This is a genomic window from Flavobacterium sp. 102 (assembly GCF_003634615.1).
Classification (GTDB): Bacteria; Bacteroidota; Bacteroidia; order Flavobacteriales; family Flavobacteriaceae; genus Flavobacterium.
The window spans coordinates 3,318,634-3,335,551 of sequence record NZ_RBKX01000001.1; the positions used below are offsets into that span (position 1 = coordinate 3,318,634).

At 36.6% G+C, this 16,918-nt stretch carries 16 protein-coding genes; 1 reads left to right on the plus strand and 15 read right to left on the minus strand.

Annotated features, from left to right (window positions below):
• The first annotated feature begins 7 nt into the window (after positions 1-7).
• Positions 8-436, plus strand: coding sequence for a response regulator (locus tag C8C84_RS14670; RefSeq protein ID WP_121314365.1), 429 nt, complete (start codon positions 8-10; stop codon positions 434-436).
• On the opposite strand, the gene C8C84_RS14675 is transcribed toward C8C84_RS14670, so the two are convergent.
• From C8C84_RS14675 to C8C84_RS14745, 15 genes are all read right to left on the minus strand, one after another.
• Positions 433-2,151, minus strand: a complete 1,719-nt coding sequence (locus C8C84_RS14675) for an ATP-binding protein (RefSeq protein WP_121314366.1) — start codon at positions 2,149-2,151, stop codon at positions 433-435. The two genes, C8C84_RS14670 and C8C84_RS14675, sit on opposite strands and share 4 nt — an antisense overlap.
• A gap of 91 nt (positions 2,152-2,242) precedes the next feature.
• Complete coding sequence (locus C8C84_RS14680; protein WP_121315087.1) at positions 2,243-3,370, minus strand: sensor protein KdpD; 1,128 nt, start codon at positions 3,368-3,370, stop codon at positions 2,243-2,245.
• A gap of 109 nt (positions 3,371-3,479) precedes the next feature.
• A complete protein-coding gene (locus C8C84_RS14685; protein ID WP_121314367.1) occupies positions 3,480-4,562 on the minus strand; it encodes a porin in 1,083 nt (360 codons plus the stop codon).
• 131 nt (positions 4,563-4,693) lie between these two features.
• A complete protein-coding gene (locus C8C84_RS14690; RefSeq protein WP_121314368.1) occupies positions 4,694-5,254 on the minus strand; it encodes a K(+)-transporting ATPase subunit C in 561 nt (186 codons plus the stop codon).
• A gap of 77 nt (positions 5,255-5,331) precedes the next feature.
• Positions 5,332-7,350, minus strand: a complete 2,019-nt coding sequence (kdpB, locus tag C8C84_RS14695; protein ID WP_121314369.1) for a potassium-transporting ATPase subunit KdpB — start codon at positions 7,348-7,350, stop codon at positions 5,332-5,334.
• Positions 7,351-7,360: 10 nt separating this feature from the next.
• Complete coding sequence (gene kdpA, locus C8C84_RS14700) at positions 7,361-9,061, minus strand: potassium-transporting ATPase subunit KdpA (RefSeq protein ID WP_121314370.1); 1,701 nt, start codon at positions 9,059-9,061, stop codon at positions 7,361-7,363.
• Positions 9,062-9,063: 2 nt separating this feature from the next.
• On the minus strand, positions 9,064-9,141 hold the full coding sequence (locus C8C84_RS17305) for a potassium-transporting ATPase subunit F (protein WP_073246669.1): 78 nt from the start codon (positions 9,139-9,141) through the stop codon (positions 9,064-9,066).
• Between the two features lie 83 nt (positions 9,142-9,224).
• On the minus strand, positions 9,225-9,506 hold the full coding sequence (locus C8C84_RS14710; protein WP_121314371.1) for a hypothetical protein: 282 nt from the start codon (positions 9,504-9,506) through the stop codon (positions 9,225-9,227).
• 200 nt (positions 9,507-9,706) lie between these two features.
• Entirely contained in the window at positions 9,707-11,044 is a 1,338-nt protein-coding gene (locus C8C84_RS14715; RefSeq protein ID WP_121314372.1) for a sigma-54 dependent transcriptional regulator, read from the minus strand.
• Positions 11,045-11,077: 33 nt separating this feature from the next.
• A complete protein-coding gene (locus C8C84_RS14720; RefSeq protein WP_121314373.1) occupies positions 11,078-11,509 on the minus strand; it encodes a nuclear transport factor 2 family protein in 432 nt (143 codons plus the stop codon).
• A gap of 2 nt (positions 11,510-11,511) precedes the next feature.
• Positions 11,512-12,810 carry an ABC transporter permease gene (locus C8C84_RS14725; RefSeq protein WP_121314374.1) on the minus strand — a complete coding sequence of 433 codons (1,299 nt, stop codon included), beginning with the start codon at positions 12,808-12,810 and terminating at the stop codon, positions 11,512-11,514.
• A 98-nt stretch (positions 12,811-12,908) separates the two neighbouring features.
• On the minus strand, positions 12,909-13,829 hold the full coding sequence (locus tag C8C84_RS14730) for an ABC transporter ATP-binding protein (RefSeq protein ID WP_121314375.1): 921 nt from the start codon (positions 13,827-13,829) through the stop codon (positions 12,909-12,911).
• A gap of 162 nt (positions 13,830-13,991) precedes the next feature.
• Complete coding sequence (dnaJ, locus tag C8C84_RS14735; protein ID WP_121314376.1) at positions 13,992-15,116, minus strand: molecular chaperone DnaJ; 1,125 nt, start codon at positions 15,114-15,116, stop codon at positions 13,992-13,994.
• A gap of 9 nt (positions 15,117-15,125) precedes the next feature.
• Positions 15,126-15,695: a nucleotide exchange factor GrpE gene (locus tag C8C84_RS14740; RefSeq protein ID WP_121314377.1), complete on the minus strand. Its 570-nt coding sequence runs from the start codon at positions 15,693-15,695 to the stop codon at positions 15,126-15,128.
• A gap of 273 nt (positions 15,696-15,968) precedes the next feature.
• The gene (locus tag C8C84_RS14745) at positions 15,969-16,877 is read right to left on the minus strand and encodes a TIGR01777 family oxidoreductase (RefSeq protein ID WP_121315088.1); all 909 of its coding nucleotides are present in this window, start codon (positions 16,875-16,877) and stop codon (positions 15,969-15,971) included.
• Positions 16,878-16,918: the final 41 nt, after the last annotated feature.

Here is a 16,918-nt window from a genome sequence, read left to right on the forward strand (position 1 = left end):
CTATGTTATGAAGCTATCACAATCAATCTATTATGTTGATCCTGAAACTGAAAATGCCTTAGTATTTAAAAATACTTTTGAAGGCCTTCGTCACAGTGTACAAAACTTTAGTGACGGACATGAACTCATACACAATTTGGAATTTTCAACCCAACTTCCGGATATTATATTTTTGGCCTATCAAATGCCTGTTATTAACGGAAAAGAAGTCCTTGACATTATTAAAGAATCCAAACAATGGCATAAAATTCCAATAGTAGTATTGTCGGACGTTTTTCCCAGAAAAATGGTACGCCGTTATATTAAATCAGGGGTAAACTTACTAATGAAAACACCACGTCACAAAAATTATATTTCCGATTTCAACCAAGTAATTCATTCAAAATTCAATCCTCCCGAAGAATTTAAAGTGAATGTTTTAAGCGAAAGTTTTTAATGACAATTCAGTTTGAAGTAAAAAGTGCTACCCAATCCGAGTTGGCTTTCCAATCCAATAGTTCCGTTTTGAGCTTCTATAAATTCTTTGGAAATCGCCAAACCCAATCCGGTTCCCGATTTATAACTGCCGGGAATTTGAAAATACTTGTCAAACACTTTCATTTGGTAACGCTTATCAATTCCTTTTCCTTTGTCGGTAACTTGAAATATAATCTGATTGTTTTCTTGTTTCAATTTTACAATTACAGTACTATTTTCGGAAGAATACCGAATAGCATTCGTTAAGAAATTAATCAAAACCCAAGACGTTTTTTCACTATCAGCTTTAACTTTCGGTAAGTCCGTTTCTGCTTCAATCAATAATTTTATTTGCTTTTGGTCTGCTTGTACACGAACGGCTTCAATAGCATAATTTATAATCTCATACGGACTACTTTTATCGATGCTCAACTGAATATTTCCTGTTTCCAGTTGGGACAATTCTAATAGTTCACCAGTTATTTTCAACAAGCGCTGACTATCCTCTTTTATACTGTCTATCAATTGTTTTTGGTCATCATTTATACTTCCTGTAGCATTATTTTCAAGTAATTGCAAACTCATTTTGATGGAAGAAATGGGTGTTTTCAACTCATGAGAAACAGTTGCAATAAAATTGGTTTTGGCAAAATCTAATTCTTTAAAAATGGTAATGTTTCGCAATATAATTACGTTTCCAATATCTATTAATTGCTCTTCTCCGGTTGGTTTTATGGTAATATTTACAGTTTCCTTTTCAAAATAACTCTCTTTCCCATCGGCAAAAATCTTCATTGGATGTGCTTTTGAACTTTCCAATTCATTGACGATTAAAGACTTTATCAAATCATTCTTCAAAGCTAAGGTTGTAGCCAATTGTCCAATGACTTCTTCCTGTTTTAAACCAATAATCTTTAAAGCTTCATCGTTTACAAACAAAATAATTCCGTGATGATCCAAACCAATTATCGGATCGTGCATATTATTAATTAAGGTTTCCAATCGTTTCTTTTCGAAGGTCAATTTGTGCAAATTACTGTTCGAGTACTCTTCTAGCTTTTCAGCCATGGTATTGAATGATTTCGCCAAATCTCCAAACTCGTTGTGATTGGTAAAATGCACTCGCTCACTATAATTTTTATTGGCAATTTCTTTGATACTGGCAGTCAATTCCTTTATTGGATTGGCAATATTATTGGGTAGATTGACCAACAAATTAAAGGCTATCAAAAAACAAAATGTCCCGACAATCGCAATCCATAAATTGGCCGTTTCTGCCGTTTGTTGCGCAATATCACTTTTGACTTTTATAGCATTCATATTGAGCTTCATAATCTCAAAGATGTCTTGCCGAATCAATGCTTTTATCTTTTCATCTGTTCTGTTTTTCTCTAATAAAAGAAAGTTTTTTTGCAGGTTATAGGTCACTTTATCTTCACCAACTTCAGTAATATTGGTTAATTGCTTTTTTAAATTGGTTTCAAAAAGAAGAATGGCTTTAGGTTCATCAACAGCTATTTCATCCAACGAAGAGAGCATATTTCTGGAATATTCCAAAGTAATATAGTTGGCATTGAGAATGTTTTGAGTGTCTTTCTTAATCATAAAAATATAATAAGCACTCAACATGGAAAGGATAATTATTAGGGTAAATAACAATCCGACACCGAGATTTAATTTGGTTTTAATCTTCATGACATTATTTTACCGCGAATTCGCGAATTATATTTTTTGAAAAAGGTTTAACTGCACAACAGGATTAAATCTGCAAATCTTCTGTAAATTTTCATGATAAAATCACTAAATCCACTTTCGATTTAGACAAACTATTCAATAGTCTTCTAAAAATAGTAGTGGACAAAATTACTTTAAATAAATTGAAATGGGGTTTGCCAATACAAACGGTAGTAATGTCTTTTTGCTCCACAATTTTTAACATCGCATCGGTGATATTGGAACTTTCAATCTTAATCACTTCGGCTCCTAATTGTGTGGCCAATTTGAAGTTATTAATCAAATGACGCTGTTTGTCGAGTGCAATTTTATTCGGACTTTCCTTTGGCGTTTCCACATACAAAACATACCAGCTTCCGTTGTAATAACTCGCCAATCTTGCTGCTTTCCTGATGACAATTTTAGCTGTTTTATCATTGCTACTAATGCATGCCAATACTTTTTCATGTCTTAATGCAACGTTTTTCGGCACTTCATTTTCAACTTTTCGAACCACTTGGCTCGCTACTTCTTTCAAAGCCAATTCACGCAATTGCAGAATTTGATCGGCTTTAAAAAAATTGGTTAGCGCCATTTGGATTTTATCTTGCGTGTAAATTTTGCCTTCTTTCAAACGCGTAATTAAATCCTCAGAAGTCAAATCGATGTTCACCACTTCATCAGCTTGTCGCAATACGTTATCGGGAACGCGTTCTTGGACATCAACACCGGTGATGCGCTTTACATCTTCATTCAAACTCTCAATATGCTGAATATTTACAGCAGAAATCACATTGATTCCGGCTTCCAGAATTTCCAAAACATCTTGCCAACGTTTTTCATTTTTGCTGCCTTCAATATTGGTGTGTGCGAGTTCATCAACAATGACTACTTCAGGACGCAAATTGATAATGGCTTGCACATCCATTTCCTCCAAATGCTTTCCTTTATAGAAAATACTTCTGCGCGGAATGATAGGTAAACCCTCTAATAATTCGTGTGTTTCTTTTCGAAAATGGGTTTCGATGTAGCCAATTTTGACATCAATTCCATTTTTCACCAAAGTATGCGCTTCTTGCAGCATACGAAAAGTTTTGCCTACACCGGCACTCATGCCAATGTAGACTTTAAACTTTCCTTTGCGCGATTTCTGAATTAAATCGAGGAAATGCTGGGCGTTATTTTGTTTTTCTTGTTCCATAGTCATTGCGAGGTACGAAGCAATCTTTTTAAATTTCTCGCAAAGACGCGAAGTCGCAAGTTATACTATCAAAATCTTTGCATCACTGCGTCTTTGCGAGACCATATATTTAAAACGAAATCGCCAACGAAGTCGTTAAAAAAGTATTGTTATCTGTCGGATTTCCATCTTTCAAAAACACTTCGTCTTTGCTCGATAAATTTCTAGCTTCAATTCTGAACATCACATTATCGGAAACTAAATAATCAAAGTTTGCAGAAAATCCGTAGGTCTTAAATCCGTTTTCAGTTCCGGTTGCAATAATGACACCTTGCTTGTCTTGGTAATATTCACCACGTACCGCAATCTGAGTTTTAGCTGTTGGCTTGTGTTGCAAAATCACTACCGGCGAATACCAAACGTCATAATCACTGCTTCCATTCACAGTTTGTTGCGCTCCAATATCAAATCCCGCAGTTAAATTCGTTTTGTCTGAAAATTTAAATTGACCATAAATGTTGTTAAAATAGCGCCACTTTCTGTCGTTATCCGGTTGTTCGTTTCCAACATACGTACTCCAATTTAAAGTCGTTTTTCCGCTTGGTTTATACGTGATTTGCGTTCCAAAAGCCGGTGTTTGATTACCGTCAATCTTTTGTATGCGTTGCCAACCATTCAAATACATCGCTGCCAAATACCATTTTTCAGAAGGCGAAGTATAACCAATTTTGGCTCCGGCTTCATAATAAGGTGAATTATCAGCCAAAATACTTCGGGTCAAATTCTGGCAATCTTTTCCTATTGCACTTTCAAAACCAATGTGTGATGGCATAATTCCGGCATCAATCCATAAATTATGTTTCGAAGATATTTTCACACCAACGTTGGCTTCAAACACATTTTTCAACAAATCTTGCTCAGCAGCCAAGTTATATTCGGCATACGTTCCGGCCATAATCGCGAAATTTCCTCGCACATTGTCTTTGGCATAATTCACTTTGGCCAATCCTAAATTCAAATTCAACTCATTGTGTTTGTTGTGGCTGTACACAAATCCGGGACGCAAATGGTTGTCCGGATTCCCAAAATCATAACTGTAATACGTTTCAATATACCCCGAAAACGTTAATGGGCTTTTTTCCTTTGTTGCTTCTTGAGCGTTAACTGTTGTAAATCCGAAGGCTACTAATGTAGTAATTATTATTTTTTTCATTTTGTATAATTTTTATTTGATGCTAATCCGGCTATCCGTTGCAATCTTTTACTTTTTAAAGAAAAAGTAAAAGGATTTCTCCCGAAACTTCGGGACTATCCGGGCTAGGGGTTTTCGTTTTTTAGGAACTTTTATTTCAATTTATCTAATTCAATATTCAATCGCAACACATTTATTTTTTCTGTCCCTAACATTCCCAAAAGAGGTTTTTCAGTATTTTCGACAATTAAATGTAACACTTTTTGTTTGTCAATATTACGTGTTTTTGCAATGCGGTCTGCTTGAACTTTCGCCCCTTGAACCGAAATATTCGGATCCAATCCGCTTCCTGAAGCTGTCACCAATTCTGAAGGAACTTCACTACGTTGTACTGATGGATTTTTCAATAAAAAGGTATCAATTCTGGTTTCAACTTCGGCTAAATAATCCAGATTATTTGTTCCTTTATTGCTTCCTCCGGAACCGGCTGCATTATAATCTACCGCTGATGGTCTAGACCAAAAGTACTTGTTTTGGGTAAATTTTTGCGCCACATTGATATGGTGATTTTTTCCGTTCACGGTGACGATTTCACCTTTTCCCTGATTAGGAGCCAACTGTGCAATTCCAAGAATACTCAACGTGTAAATTCCGGAGAAAAACACGGCACAAAACAGTGTTAATCTAATTGCTGGTATTATATTTTCTTTCATAATTATTGTTCTATTATTATGTGTTTTTATTAAATTTTACTTTCTATCCGTCTATTATCTATTTGTCTATCATCTCCCTAAACAAAGACCGACACTAGTAAATCAATCAACTTAATTCCAATAAACGGAATGATTACACCGCCAATTCCGTAGATAAATAAGTTTCTACGCAACAAGGCCGAAGCACCAATGGGTTTGTACGCTACGCCTCTTAATGCTAACGGAATCAAGAACGGAATGACAATCGCATTAAAAATCACCGCCGATAAAATGGCGCTTTCCGGACTGTGTAATCCCATGATATTCAAACCTTGCAACGCCGGAATGGCTGTAATAAATAATGCCGGAATAATCGCAAAATATTTCGCTACGTCATTCGCAATTGAGAAAGTCGTTAGCGTTCCTCTTGTCATTAATAGTTGTTTTCCAATTTCTACAATTTCTATTAGCTTCGTTGGGTCGTTGTCTAAATCGACCATATTTCCGGCTTCTTTGGCAGCTTGTGTTCCGCTGTTCATGGCTACACCAACATTGGCTTGCGCTAAAGCCGGAGCGTCATTGGTTCCGTCTCCCATCATCGCAACCAATCTTCCTTCGGCTTGCTCTTTTTTAATGTAATTCATTTTATCTTCGGGCTTCGCTTCGGCGATAAAATCATCAACTCCGGCTTTCTCCGCAATAAATTTGGCTGTCAACGGATTATCTCCGGTAACCATCACGGTTTTGATACCCATTTTGCGTAGGCGTTCAAAACGCTCTTTCATTCCGGTTTTGATAATGTCTTGCAATTCAATTACACCTTGAACTTGGCTATTTTTAATGACCACTAAAGGCGTTCCACCATTAGACGAAATGGTAATCACTTGTTGTGCCGTATCTTCCGGAAAAGAATTCCCTGCTTGAAGGGCAATATTTTTTGCGGCATCTTGAGCACCTTTTCTGATGTTGGTTCCGTCTTTCAAAACCACACCGGAAGTTCTGGTTTCGGCAGTAAATTTGATTAAAGTGGCGCCTTCGATAGATAACTTATTGGCGACGTCTTGCCCAGCCAATTCCACTATACTTTTCCCTTCCGGAGTATCATCCGCCAGCGAACTCAACACCGCCGATTGGATAAAATCTTCTTGCGAAATGCCTTTGGCTGGATAAAAAGCCGTTGCTTTTCGGTTTCCAATGGTGATGGTTCCGGTTTTATCCAGAAGCAAAACATCAATATCGCCGGCAGTTTCGACCGCTTTTCCGGATTTGGTAATCACGTTGGCTCTTAAAGCTCTGTCCATTCCTGCAATTCCGATTGCTGATAGTAATCCACCAATGGTTGTTGGAATCAAACACACAAAAAGCGCGATAAATGAGGCAATGGTTATGGGTGCATTCGCATATTTTGCAAATGGCGCTAAGGTTACCGTTACTATAATGAATACTAACGTAAATCCGGCTAACAAAATCGTCAAAGCAATTTCGTTGGGCGTTTTTTGACGGCTTGCACCTTCCACCAATGCAATCATTTTGTCCAGAAAACTTTCGCCAGGTTCAGAAGTAACCATCACTTTTATTTTATCTGACAACACTTTTGTTCCTCCGGTTACTGACGATTTATCGCCACCGGCTTCTCTAATGACCGGAGCACTTTCGCCTGTAATGGCACTCTCGTCAATTGTTGCCAAACCTTCAATGATTTCGCCATCAGTGGCAATAATATCTCCCGCTTCGCAAACAAAGATGTCGCCTTTTTTTAGTTGGGCTGACGAAACATAAGTTCCGTTTTCTAATTTGGCCGGCGTTTCCTCACGTGTTTTTCGCAAACTATCGGCTTGTGCTTTTCCTCGTGCTTCGGCTATGGCTTCGGCAAAATTGGCAAAAAGCAAGGTTAGAAATAGTACGATAAAAACAGTGAAGTTGTAGGCAAAACTCCCTTGCGAATCTTCTCCCAATAAAATCCAAAGACATACAAAAAGCATAATGGCTGTTCCTATTTCGACGGTAAACATTACCGGATTTTTGAACATGATTTTAGGATTGAGTTTGACGAAGGACTGTTTGAAAGCTTCGGCAACCAACTCTTTTTGAAACAATTTATTTTGAGATGTACTCATGATATTTTAATTATTGAGCCGAAAAATGTTCAGCGATTGGACCTAAAGTTAAAGCTGGGAAAAACGATAAAGCGGCTACGATAAAAATCACTGCAAAAACCATTAATCCGAAAGTGGAAGTATCTGTTTTCAAGGTTCCGTTACTTTCCGGGATGTATTGTTTTTGGGCTAACATTCCGGCAATGGCGACTGGTCCGATGATGGGTAAGTAACGCGCCAATAACATCACAATTCCGGTGGCAATATTCCAAAACGGCGTATTATCACCTAAACCTTCAAATCCGCTACCGTTATTGGCTGAAGAAGATGTGAATTCGTAAAGCATTTCACTAAATCCATGATAACCCGGATTGGCCAACCAACCTGATAAAGCTTCGGGATCATTGGCATACAAATGACTGGCAAAAGCGGTTCCAACCAAAATTAAAAAAGGATGCAACAAAGCGATAATCATAGCAATTTTCATTTCTTTGGCTTCGATTTTCTTACCGAGGAATTCGGGCGTTCTTCCCACCATCAATCCGCTGATGAAAACACCTAGGATTATAAAGATGTAGAAATTTAAAAACCCAACGCCCACACCGCCATAAAAACAGTTAATCATCATTCCGAGTAGTGTTGTCATTCCGGTTATTGGCGTCATACTATCGTGCATAGCGTTTACAGAACCATTGGAAGTTGCTGTAGTATAAGTTGCCCAGTTGGCGGAAGCAGCCGAGCCAAAACGCACTTCTTTTCCTTCCATACTTCCCATATCTTGGGTTATTCCCATATGAGAAATAGCCGGATTTCCATTCATTTCACTAATTACTGCCGGAATCAATAACATTAAAAAACCTAATGTCATTACGCTGTAAATTGTCCACGATAGTTTTTTACGTTTTAGAATAAATCCTAAGGCGAAAACCATCGCAATTGGAATTAAAATAATGGAAGCATTTTCCACCATATTGGTCAAGTAATTTGGATTTTCCATAGGATTTGATGAATTCGGACCGTAAAATCCTCCTCCATTAGTGCCCAATTGTTTAGGTGCGACAAAAGCAGCCACAGGGCCACGACTTACATTTTGTTCATTTCCTTCTAAAGTGGTGATGGTATCTTTTCCTTCAAAAGTCATTGGCGTACCATTCATCACCAAGATTACAGCCACTACAAATGATAATGGCAATAAAACTCTTGTACAAGAACGAACGAAAAAACTATAGAAATTGCCTAAAGTTGTAGCCGTTTTTTCTTTCATCGCCATAAAAACAGCAGCGCAAATAGCCATTCCACAACCGGCGCTTATGAATTGCCAAAGCATCAAGGTCAATTGGCCTAAATAAGACAAACCACTTTCACCGGAATAATGTTGTAGGTTGGTGTTGGTAATAAAACTCACAGTAGTATTGAAGGCTAAATCACCACTCATGGAAGGATTTCCATCCGGGTTTAAAGGGAGCCAAACCATATTGGTTAAAACCAACATAGAGATTACAAACCAAACTGCATTGATAGACAAAAGTGCCACTAAATGCTGTTTCCAGTTCATTTCTTTATTGGGATCAATACCTCCTATTTTGAAAAACAATTTGTCGATTGGATTAAAAATTTTGTCCAACCAAGTACTTTCGTAATTGAAAATTTTGCCGATATAACGACCAAGCGGAATGGCTAACAGCATAACCAATCCGTACATAACGATAATTCCGAGTATTTCTGAGTTCATATTTAGAATTTTTCGGGTTTAATTAAAACATAGCAGATGTAAATAAAAACCGCTATGGCGATGATGAAAAGTGGTATCATAATTTAGATTTTTTCAAAGATTTGAATCATTTTAAAAAACAGAGCGAAAAGTATTAATCCGCTTGCAGAAAGAATAATGGTCATCATACTCCGGAAGTGTTTATTTGTTTCAAATATTCCGCTTTAAGCGATTGCGGAAAAAGATTGGAAATACTGCAATGACGCAATTCCATGAAAGTAGAAACCGAGAAAACGTAAACATTAGAAATGGCGTTTTTGGTTTCGGAACTTCCTGTAGTAAATAACCGTTCGGCCAAAGCCAAACATTTTTTGGCTCGTTCAATATTTCCTGAAACGATGGCTGATTTTGTTATTTCAGCAAAACGTTCGGCTTGTTTGTAAATGGTGGTAACCTGATTTTTCATGTGAATGAATTTTTTATGTTCATCCGCCTAATGCCAAAAGTTGTTCCAATAAAATAAAAACGCTGTAAGTAATTGTATCTGTTGGATTTGTAATTGATGTACCAAAAATAGAGCATAAAAAAACCTATCAAATTGATAGGCTTTTATCGTTTTGGAAAGAAATTAAAATACTCGAAGGAATTTGTGAATTTGCAGTAAAACTACTGAATATTATATTCGTCCAATTTTCGATACAAGGTAGCAATTCCTATTTCTAATAATCTTGCGGTTTCTGCTTTGTTGCCTTTGGTGTAATTGAGTACTTTTTGAATGTGTAATTTCTCAATACTTTGCATTGAGAAAGCCGACAGGGTTTTATTGGAATTGTCTTGCTGATGTTGGATTTCATAAGGTAAAACAGCTGGAGTTAAGACATCATCGGCTAAAATTACGGAGCGTTCGATGATGTTTTTCAGCTCTCGCACATTTCCAGGCCAATGATAACTTTCCAATTTTTGAAGAAAATCTGGTGCGATTTGCAATGCTGCCTTATTGGTTTTAGCCGAAAATTGTTTGACAAAATAACTTGTCAAAGGCGAAATGTCTTTGATACGTTCGCGCAATGGCGGAATGTTAATTTCGAAAATATTCAATCGAAAATACAAATCCGAACGGAAATTATGGTTTTCACTTTCGGTTTTCAAATCTCTGTTGGTCGCCGCAATCAGACGGAAATTTGATTTTTTTGAACTCGTATCGCCAACCGGAATATATTCGTTGGTTTCTAAAACACGAAGCAATTTGGCTTGCAAATCGATAGGCATTTCCCCTATTTCATCCAGAAATAAAGTACCGCCATTGGCTTCTTCGATGAAACCTTTTTTGTCTTTTAAAGCGCCGGTAAAAGCACCTTGTTTGTGTCCGAATAATTCACTTTCCAGAATTTCTTTGCTGAATGTACTGCAATTTAAAGCTACAAATGATTTTCCTACTCGATTACTATTTTCATGAATCGCTTGTGCAAAAACTTCTTTTCCGGTTCCGGTTTCACCAGTTAATAAAACGGTTGAATCGGTTTTGGCTACTTTTTTAGCCAAATCAATTACTTGTTCCAAAGCCTTTGATTTTCCTATGATGGTGTCAAACGAATATTTGTCGGAGATGCGTTTTTCGAGTTGTTTGACTTTTTTCTGGAGTTGCGATTTTTCGATGGCTTTGTGAAGAAGCGGAATGATTTTATCATTGTCGTCGCCTTTTACGATATAATCGAAAGCACCGTTTTTCATGGCTTGAACACCATCGGCAATTTTTCCGAAAGCGGTTAACAAAATCACTTCAACTAAAGGGAAATTAGCTTTAATTTTTTCGAGAAAATCAACACCATTTCCGTCAGGTAATTTTACATCACACAATACAACATCAATATCGTTAAATTCTAATTTCTTAAAACCCGATTTTAAATCACCGGCTTCAATAACCTCAAAACCTTCCGATTTTACTATTCGAGCTAAAAGACCACGCAATTTTTCTTCGTCGTCAATGATGAGTATATTTTTCAAATGGAATGCAATTAGGAGGCAAAATTAAGTTATTTACTTTCGTCTTGTATCAATCAGATGAACAATCTTCCATATTGCTCCGTCCAAAAACAAGGTAAAAGCATTCACGCCTTGGTGACTCAACTTACCGTTGATGTAGAATTCATAAGGCGTCCAAGCGTGAGCCATCGTACCATCGACTTGAATGGAGTAACTTAAAATTCGTTCTTCAAACTTTATTTCTGCCGGAATAGTAGCTATGGATTTATAAAACTCGTTAACCTTTTCATCCGTCAGTTTATTGCCTTTCGCATTTTCTTTAATCGATTGTAGCATCAATTTTTCACTACAAGTCGATTTGATTTTTACAGTATCCTTGGCATGAAAGCCTTCAAAAAAAGTTTCGATGGTTTTTTGCACGGCTTCCTTTTGGGCTTGACCCGAAAAGCTAAAAAGCAGTAACAGCAATAAAAGTGCATTTTTCATCTTTAGTACTTTGACCATTTGTAAAGTTCTTTCCAAGTTGGTTTTTTGCCATACATCAAAATCCCTACGCGATAAATTTTGGCCGCAAACCAAACGACAAGTAAGAAAGTAGCAAACAATAAAAACAACGAAACGGCTATTTGCCATAGCGGAACACCAAACGGTATACGCATCATCATAACAATAGGTGAGGTTAACGGAATCATTGAAAAAACTGTTGCAACCGTTCCGTGCGGATCATTGATTACGGTAAAGAAACCGATATAAACACCCAAAACCAAAGGCATAATGATAGGCAATAAAAATTGTTGCGAATCGGTTTCATTGTCGACAGCAGCACCAATTGAAGCATAAAACGAACTGTATAAAAAGTAACCGCCGATGAAATAAAATATAAAGGATATTAGTATGGTAGCAATAGGTAAATTCCAAAGTTCTTTCATATACATAGCTAATGAACCTCCTTTTTGAGCTGCTTCAATTGCCTGAGCATTAACACCCGAAGTTGCGCCCATTTGTATTCCGAAAATAGAGGACATGACAAACATGGCGGTCAATCCGAGGATAGCCCAAATCATAAATTGTAAAATTCCGGCCAACGAGGTTCCGATGATTTTCCCCATCATCAATTGGAATGGTTTTACCGAGGAAATAATCACCTCGATAATTCGAGATACTTTTTCTTCGATAACACTTCGCATCACCATATTGCCGTAAATGATAATAAACATCATAATTAAATAACCAAATGCGCCGCCAATTGCAATTTTGATTTCGTTTAACCCTTTTAAAGCCGTTTCGCCCGAAGCTTTTGACAAGCTGATAGAAACATTGGCTTCCGATTTCTCAATGGCTACTGTATCTAAACCTGATTTGATAAAATTTTCTTTGGTGAGTTTTTGACTGATGACGTCTTCTACATCTTCAATAAAAGAAACGCTTGGACTATCATTGGAGATATATTGGATATTGTCTTCAAGAGTTTTACTATCCGTAGTTTTTGGGATAACCAATAGACCTTCGTAGTGCTCACTTAGGATGCTGTCTTTTAGAATTTTGGTATCTACCAAAGACAAATCGACATATTTGTACTCGTCATCGCTTTTGAATTCGTTGATAAACAAACCGCTTTCGTCGTGTATGGCGATTGTTTTTTTATCGGCTTTCATCGTACTTAAATAACCCACAAAAACGGCAATTCCCACAAACAATAACGGACTTAAAAAAGTCATAACAATGAATGATTTGTTGCGCACTTTGGCGACAAATTCTCTCTTGATAATTAGATTAAGTTTACTCATTTTTTTAGACTGCTTAGATTTTTGGATTATTAGACTACTTAGATTTTTGGATTGCAGATTTTTTTTCTAAAAATCTAACAATCTAACTTTCTAACAATCTATTCTGTTACTGTTTTAATAAAAATATCATTCACACTCGGAATTTTTTCCACAAAATGGGTTACTTGTCCGCGTTGGACTAAAGTATTCAATAGTTCATTTGGTGTAGCGTTACCTAAGTTAATTTCTAACTTCAATTCGTCATTCAACGATTTAAAATCGGTTTGTGTCAAAGTAAATTTTTGCGACAAGTCATACATTAAACCTTCGATGTTATTTGATAGAATTCCGACTTCGTAATTGTTAGTTCTGAATTGCTTTTTCACATCGGTCAATTTCCCTTCTATGAGCTTATTGGATTTGTGAATTAAGGCGATATAATCACACATTTCTTCCACGCTTTCCATTCGGTGTGTAGAAAAAATAACGGATGTTCCTTGTTTGTTCAGCTCAATGATTTCGTCTTTAATCAAGTTAGCATTCACCGGATCAAAACCTGAAAAAGGTTCGTCGAGAATAAGCAACTTTGGTTTGTGCAAAACGGTTACTACAAATTGTACTTTCTGTGCCATTCCTTTGGACAATTCCTGTACTTTCTTGTTCCACCAACCTTGAATTTCCAAACGATCAAACCAATAGTCTAATTCTCTTTTGGCTTCGGCTTTTGTCAAACCTTTTAATTGTGCCAAATAAAGACACTGCTCGCCCACTCGCATGGTTTTATACAAACCACGTTCTTCAGGCATATAGCCGATAGAATGCACATGAGACGGATTTAGTTTTTCACCATCGAGAATGATTTCACCGCTGTCGGGCATAGTGATTTGGTTGATGATGCGAATTAGGGAAGTTTTTCCGGCGCCATTCGGACCGAGAAGTCCGTAGATACTGCCTTTTGGAACGGTTAAAGAAACTTCGTTGAGCGCAGTGTAATCACCGTATTGCTTTACGACTTTGTTTACTTCAAGTATATTGCTCATACTTATGTTTTATTTTTGTAAAAGTAACCAATAAGTAGTCAAACAGAAATGTTTGTTACAAAAAAAACCCACCCTAATTTTTACAAAAGGATGGGAAAAATTGCTATGAAAAAGAAATTACTTGTTTCCAAGTAATAACCAAATGTAAAACTATTTTTTTAATTATGAAAACATATCTTTTACTTTTTCAAAAAAAGATTTGTCGCTTTTTTCAGGTTTCGGAATAAAGTTGTCATCGGTTAATGATTTTTCGAAAAACTGACGCTGTTCTTTACTCAAACTCTTTGGCGTCCAAACATTTACGTGCACCAATAAATCACCGCTACCATAGCTGTTTAGGCTCGGAATTCCTTTGCCTTTCAGACGCAAAATTTTACCCGATTGGATGCCTTCTTCAAGCTTAATTCTCACCTTTCCATTTACTGCTTCAATCTCTTTTGAAACACCTAAAGCAGCTTCGGGAAAGCTGATGTATAAGTCATAATGCAGGTTTTCGCCTTCACGTTTTAAGAAATCGTGTTCTAATTCTTCTATAGCCACGATTAAATCACCCGGAATTCCATTCCCCGGAGCATCATTCCCTTTGCTTGAAACTTTTAATTGCATGCCGTCTACAACGCCAGCCGGAATTTTAATAGATACGGTTTCGTCTTCCAATATCATTCCATGCGCATCAGCATTGTTTGGCTTACTGTCAATCATTTGCCCAACGCCACCACAAACATGACAAGTGGTAGCCGATTGCATTCTGCCCAAAATAGTATTGGTTACACGCAATACTTGTCCTTGACCGTTACAGGTTGAACAAGTTTTATATTTTACGCCCGGTGCTTGCACCTTGCGTTTTACTTTTACTTTTTTCTCTACACCATTAGCAATTTCTTCCAAAGTCATTTTTACTTTGATACGAAGATTGCTTCCTTTAGCACGGCGTTGTCCGCCACCGTTTCCGCCGAAACCACCAAAACTTCCACCACCAAAAGCACCTCCGAAAATATCGCCAAACTGACTGAAGATATCATCCATGTTCATATGATGCCCGCCACCATAGCCACCAGCACCGTCAAAAGCGGCGTGACCATATTGATCATATTTGGCTTTTTTATCAGCATCACTTAAAACTTCATAAGCTTCTGCCGCTGTTTTAAAGTTCTCTTCCGCTTCTTTATTTCCCGGATTTTTATCAGGGTGAAACTCGATAGCTTTTTTCCGGTAGGCCTTCTTTATTTCTTCTGCTGAAGCGCTTTTAGAAACGCCTAATATTTCGTAAAAATCTTTTTTGCTCATGATTCCTTATTATTGACCGATTACCACTTTTGGAAAACGAATAATTTTGTCGCCCAATTTATATCCTTTTTCAACAACGTCTACGATTTTACCTTTCAAATCGTCACTTGGCGCAGGAATCTGAGTAATTGCTTCGGCAAAATCAGCATTAAAACTATCTCCAGGTCTGATGTCTACTTGCTCCAAACCTTTGGAAACTAAAGTATTTTTCAATTTTTCATGAATCAGTTCTACGCCTTTTAACAAAACTTCATCTTCGGTTTTAGCAATTTGAACCATCGCTCTGTCAAAATCGTCTAAAACAGGCAACATGGCTTGCAATACTTCTTGATTGGCAGTTTTGAATAAATCAATGCGTTCTTTCGTAGTTCTTTTTTTAAAATTTTCGAATTCTGCAAAAAGACGTAAGAACTTGTCTTTTTCTTTGGCTAATTCTTCTTCTAATTGTGCTTCAACACTAAGTTCTTCAGCCGTTTCAATTTCATTCACTACATTTTCAGTTGCATTTTCAATTGGCTCTTTATCCGTGTTATCCGTATTCATTTGTGACGTATTTTTAAAAATATTCTTGATTTTCATTTTTGAGTTTTACTCCGAACACTCGGAATGCAAAAGTACTGCCATTTCTTTTAAAATGTCAAATTGTCATTCTTTTTTGTTGTTCTGATTTGAATTCTCAGATTTTTTTAACCAAAATTTAATATAATTTTAAGACTATTACGTTTTCGTTTTAATTAAATTTGTTAACACGATTAAGAAAAACACTATCCTAGGTTAGCTTAAAGCTGTAATAATTATTAATTCAACAATCTTTATAGTAAAAAAAAGTGCTGTCAATTAACAGCACTTTTTTTATGGGTATAAATTATCAATCGCTTTGTCTATATCGGGGAATTGGAACTGAAAACCTAAATCTAAAATCTTATTGGCGCTCAGGTTTTTGCTTGAAAATAATAGGTATGACATTTCGCCTAAAATCAGTTTCATTACAAATTCCGGTATATTGGGTAACCAAAGTGATTTTTTTAAAGTTTTGGCAATCGTTTTAGTCAATACTTGATTGCTTATCGGATTTGAAGTAACAGCATTATAAACTCCTTCTAATTGTTTTTCTAAAGCAAAATTATACAAGGCAACCAAGTCATTTACATGTATCCAAGATTGGATTTGTTTCCCGGATCCCATAGCAGAACCAAATCCTAATTTGATTGGCTTTACCATTTCGGGCAGCGCACCACCTTTATTAGATAAGACAATTCCTGTTCTTAACTTGCAGACTTTGATACCTAGTACCTGAAAAACGTTGACACTGGCTTCCCATTTTTTGACCACATTGGACAGGAAACTATCTTCTGAATCTTTGGTAGCTTCGTCATACACTTTATCAATTCCATCAGGATATATAGCGGTTCCTGAAGCGGAAATGATTTGTTTTATTTGGTGACTTGGATGTTTTTTGACCAAATTAAAAAGCAATTCGGCGGAAAGTGTCCGACTCTCAATAATTTCTTGTTTGTACGCATTAGTCCAACGCTTAGCAATATTAGCTCCGGCCAAATGGATAATCGCATCAACCTCAAAAATACAGTTCTCATCTATTTTACCTTCTTGTGGATTCCAATAAAAACCTATATAATTAGACTGCGATTCAATCTTATCTTTTGAAGTGGTCAAATAATGAACCGTATGACCTTTTGCTAATAATAATTTTACCAATTCGCTTCCTATTAAACCTGTCGCGCCTGTAATCAGTATTCTCATTTTGATTATTTTTATCAAAGTTACAATCGAATCATCATAAA

Coding starts and splice junctions, on each gene's coding strand:
- C8C84_RS14690 (WP_121314368.1), bottom strand. CDS start 5,254: ATGAAAGAAAATATAATACCAGCAATTAGATTAACACTGTTTTGTGCC.
- C8C84_RS14720 (WP_121314373.1), bottom strand. CDS start 11,509: ATGAAAAATGCACTTTTATTGCTGTTACTGCTTTTTAGCTTTTCGGGT.
- kdpA (WP_121314370.1), bottom strand. CDS start 9,061: ATGAACTCAGAAATACTCGGAATTATCGTTATGTACGGATTGGTTATG.
- C8C84_RS14685 (WP_121314367.1), bottom strand. CDS start 4,562: ATGAAAAAAATAATAATTACTACATTAGTAGCCTTCGGATTTACAACA.
- C8C84_RS14710 (WP_121314371.1), bottom strand. CDS start 9,506: ATGAAAAATCAGGTTACCACCATTTACAAACAAGCCGAACGTTTTGCT.
- C8C84_RS14740 (WP_121314377.1), bottom strand. CDS start 15,695: ATGAAAATCAAGAATATTTTTAAAAATACGTCACAAATGAATACGGAT.
- C8C84_RS14725 (WP_121314374.1), bottom strand. CDS start 12,810: ATGAGTAAACTTAATCTAATTATCAAGAGAGAATTTGTCGCCAAAGTG.
- C8C84_RS14670 (WP_121314365.1), top strand. CDS start 8: ATGAAGCTATCACAATCAATCTATTATGTTGATCCTGAAACTGAAAAT.
- C8C84_RS14730 (WP_121314375.1), bottom strand. CDS start 13,829: ATGAGCAATATACTTGAAGTAAACAAAGTCGTAAAGCAATACGGTGAT.
- kdpB (WP_121314369.1), bottom strand. CDS start 7,350: ATGAGTACATCTCAAAATAAATTGTTTCAAAAAGAGTTGGTTGCCGAA.
- C8C84_RS14675 (WP_121314366.1), bottom strand. CDS start 2,151: ATGAAGATTAAAACCAAATTAAATCTCGGTGTCGGATTGTTATTTACC.
- C8C84_RS17305 (WP_073246669.1), bottom strand. CDS start 9,141: ATGATACCACTTTTCATCATCGCCATAGCGGTTTTTATTTACATCTGC.
- C8C84_RS14745 (WP_121315088.1), bottom strand. CDS start 16,877: ATGAGAATACTGATTACAGGCGCGACAGGTTTAATAGGAAGCGAATTG.
- C8C84_RS14680 (WP_121315087.1), bottom strand. CDS start 3,370: ATGGAACAAGAAAAACAAAATAACGCCCAGCATTTCCTCGATTTAATT.
- dnaJ (WP_121314376.1), bottom strand. CDS start 15,116: ATGAGCAAAAAAGATTTTTACGAAATATTAGGCGTTTCTAAAAGCGCT.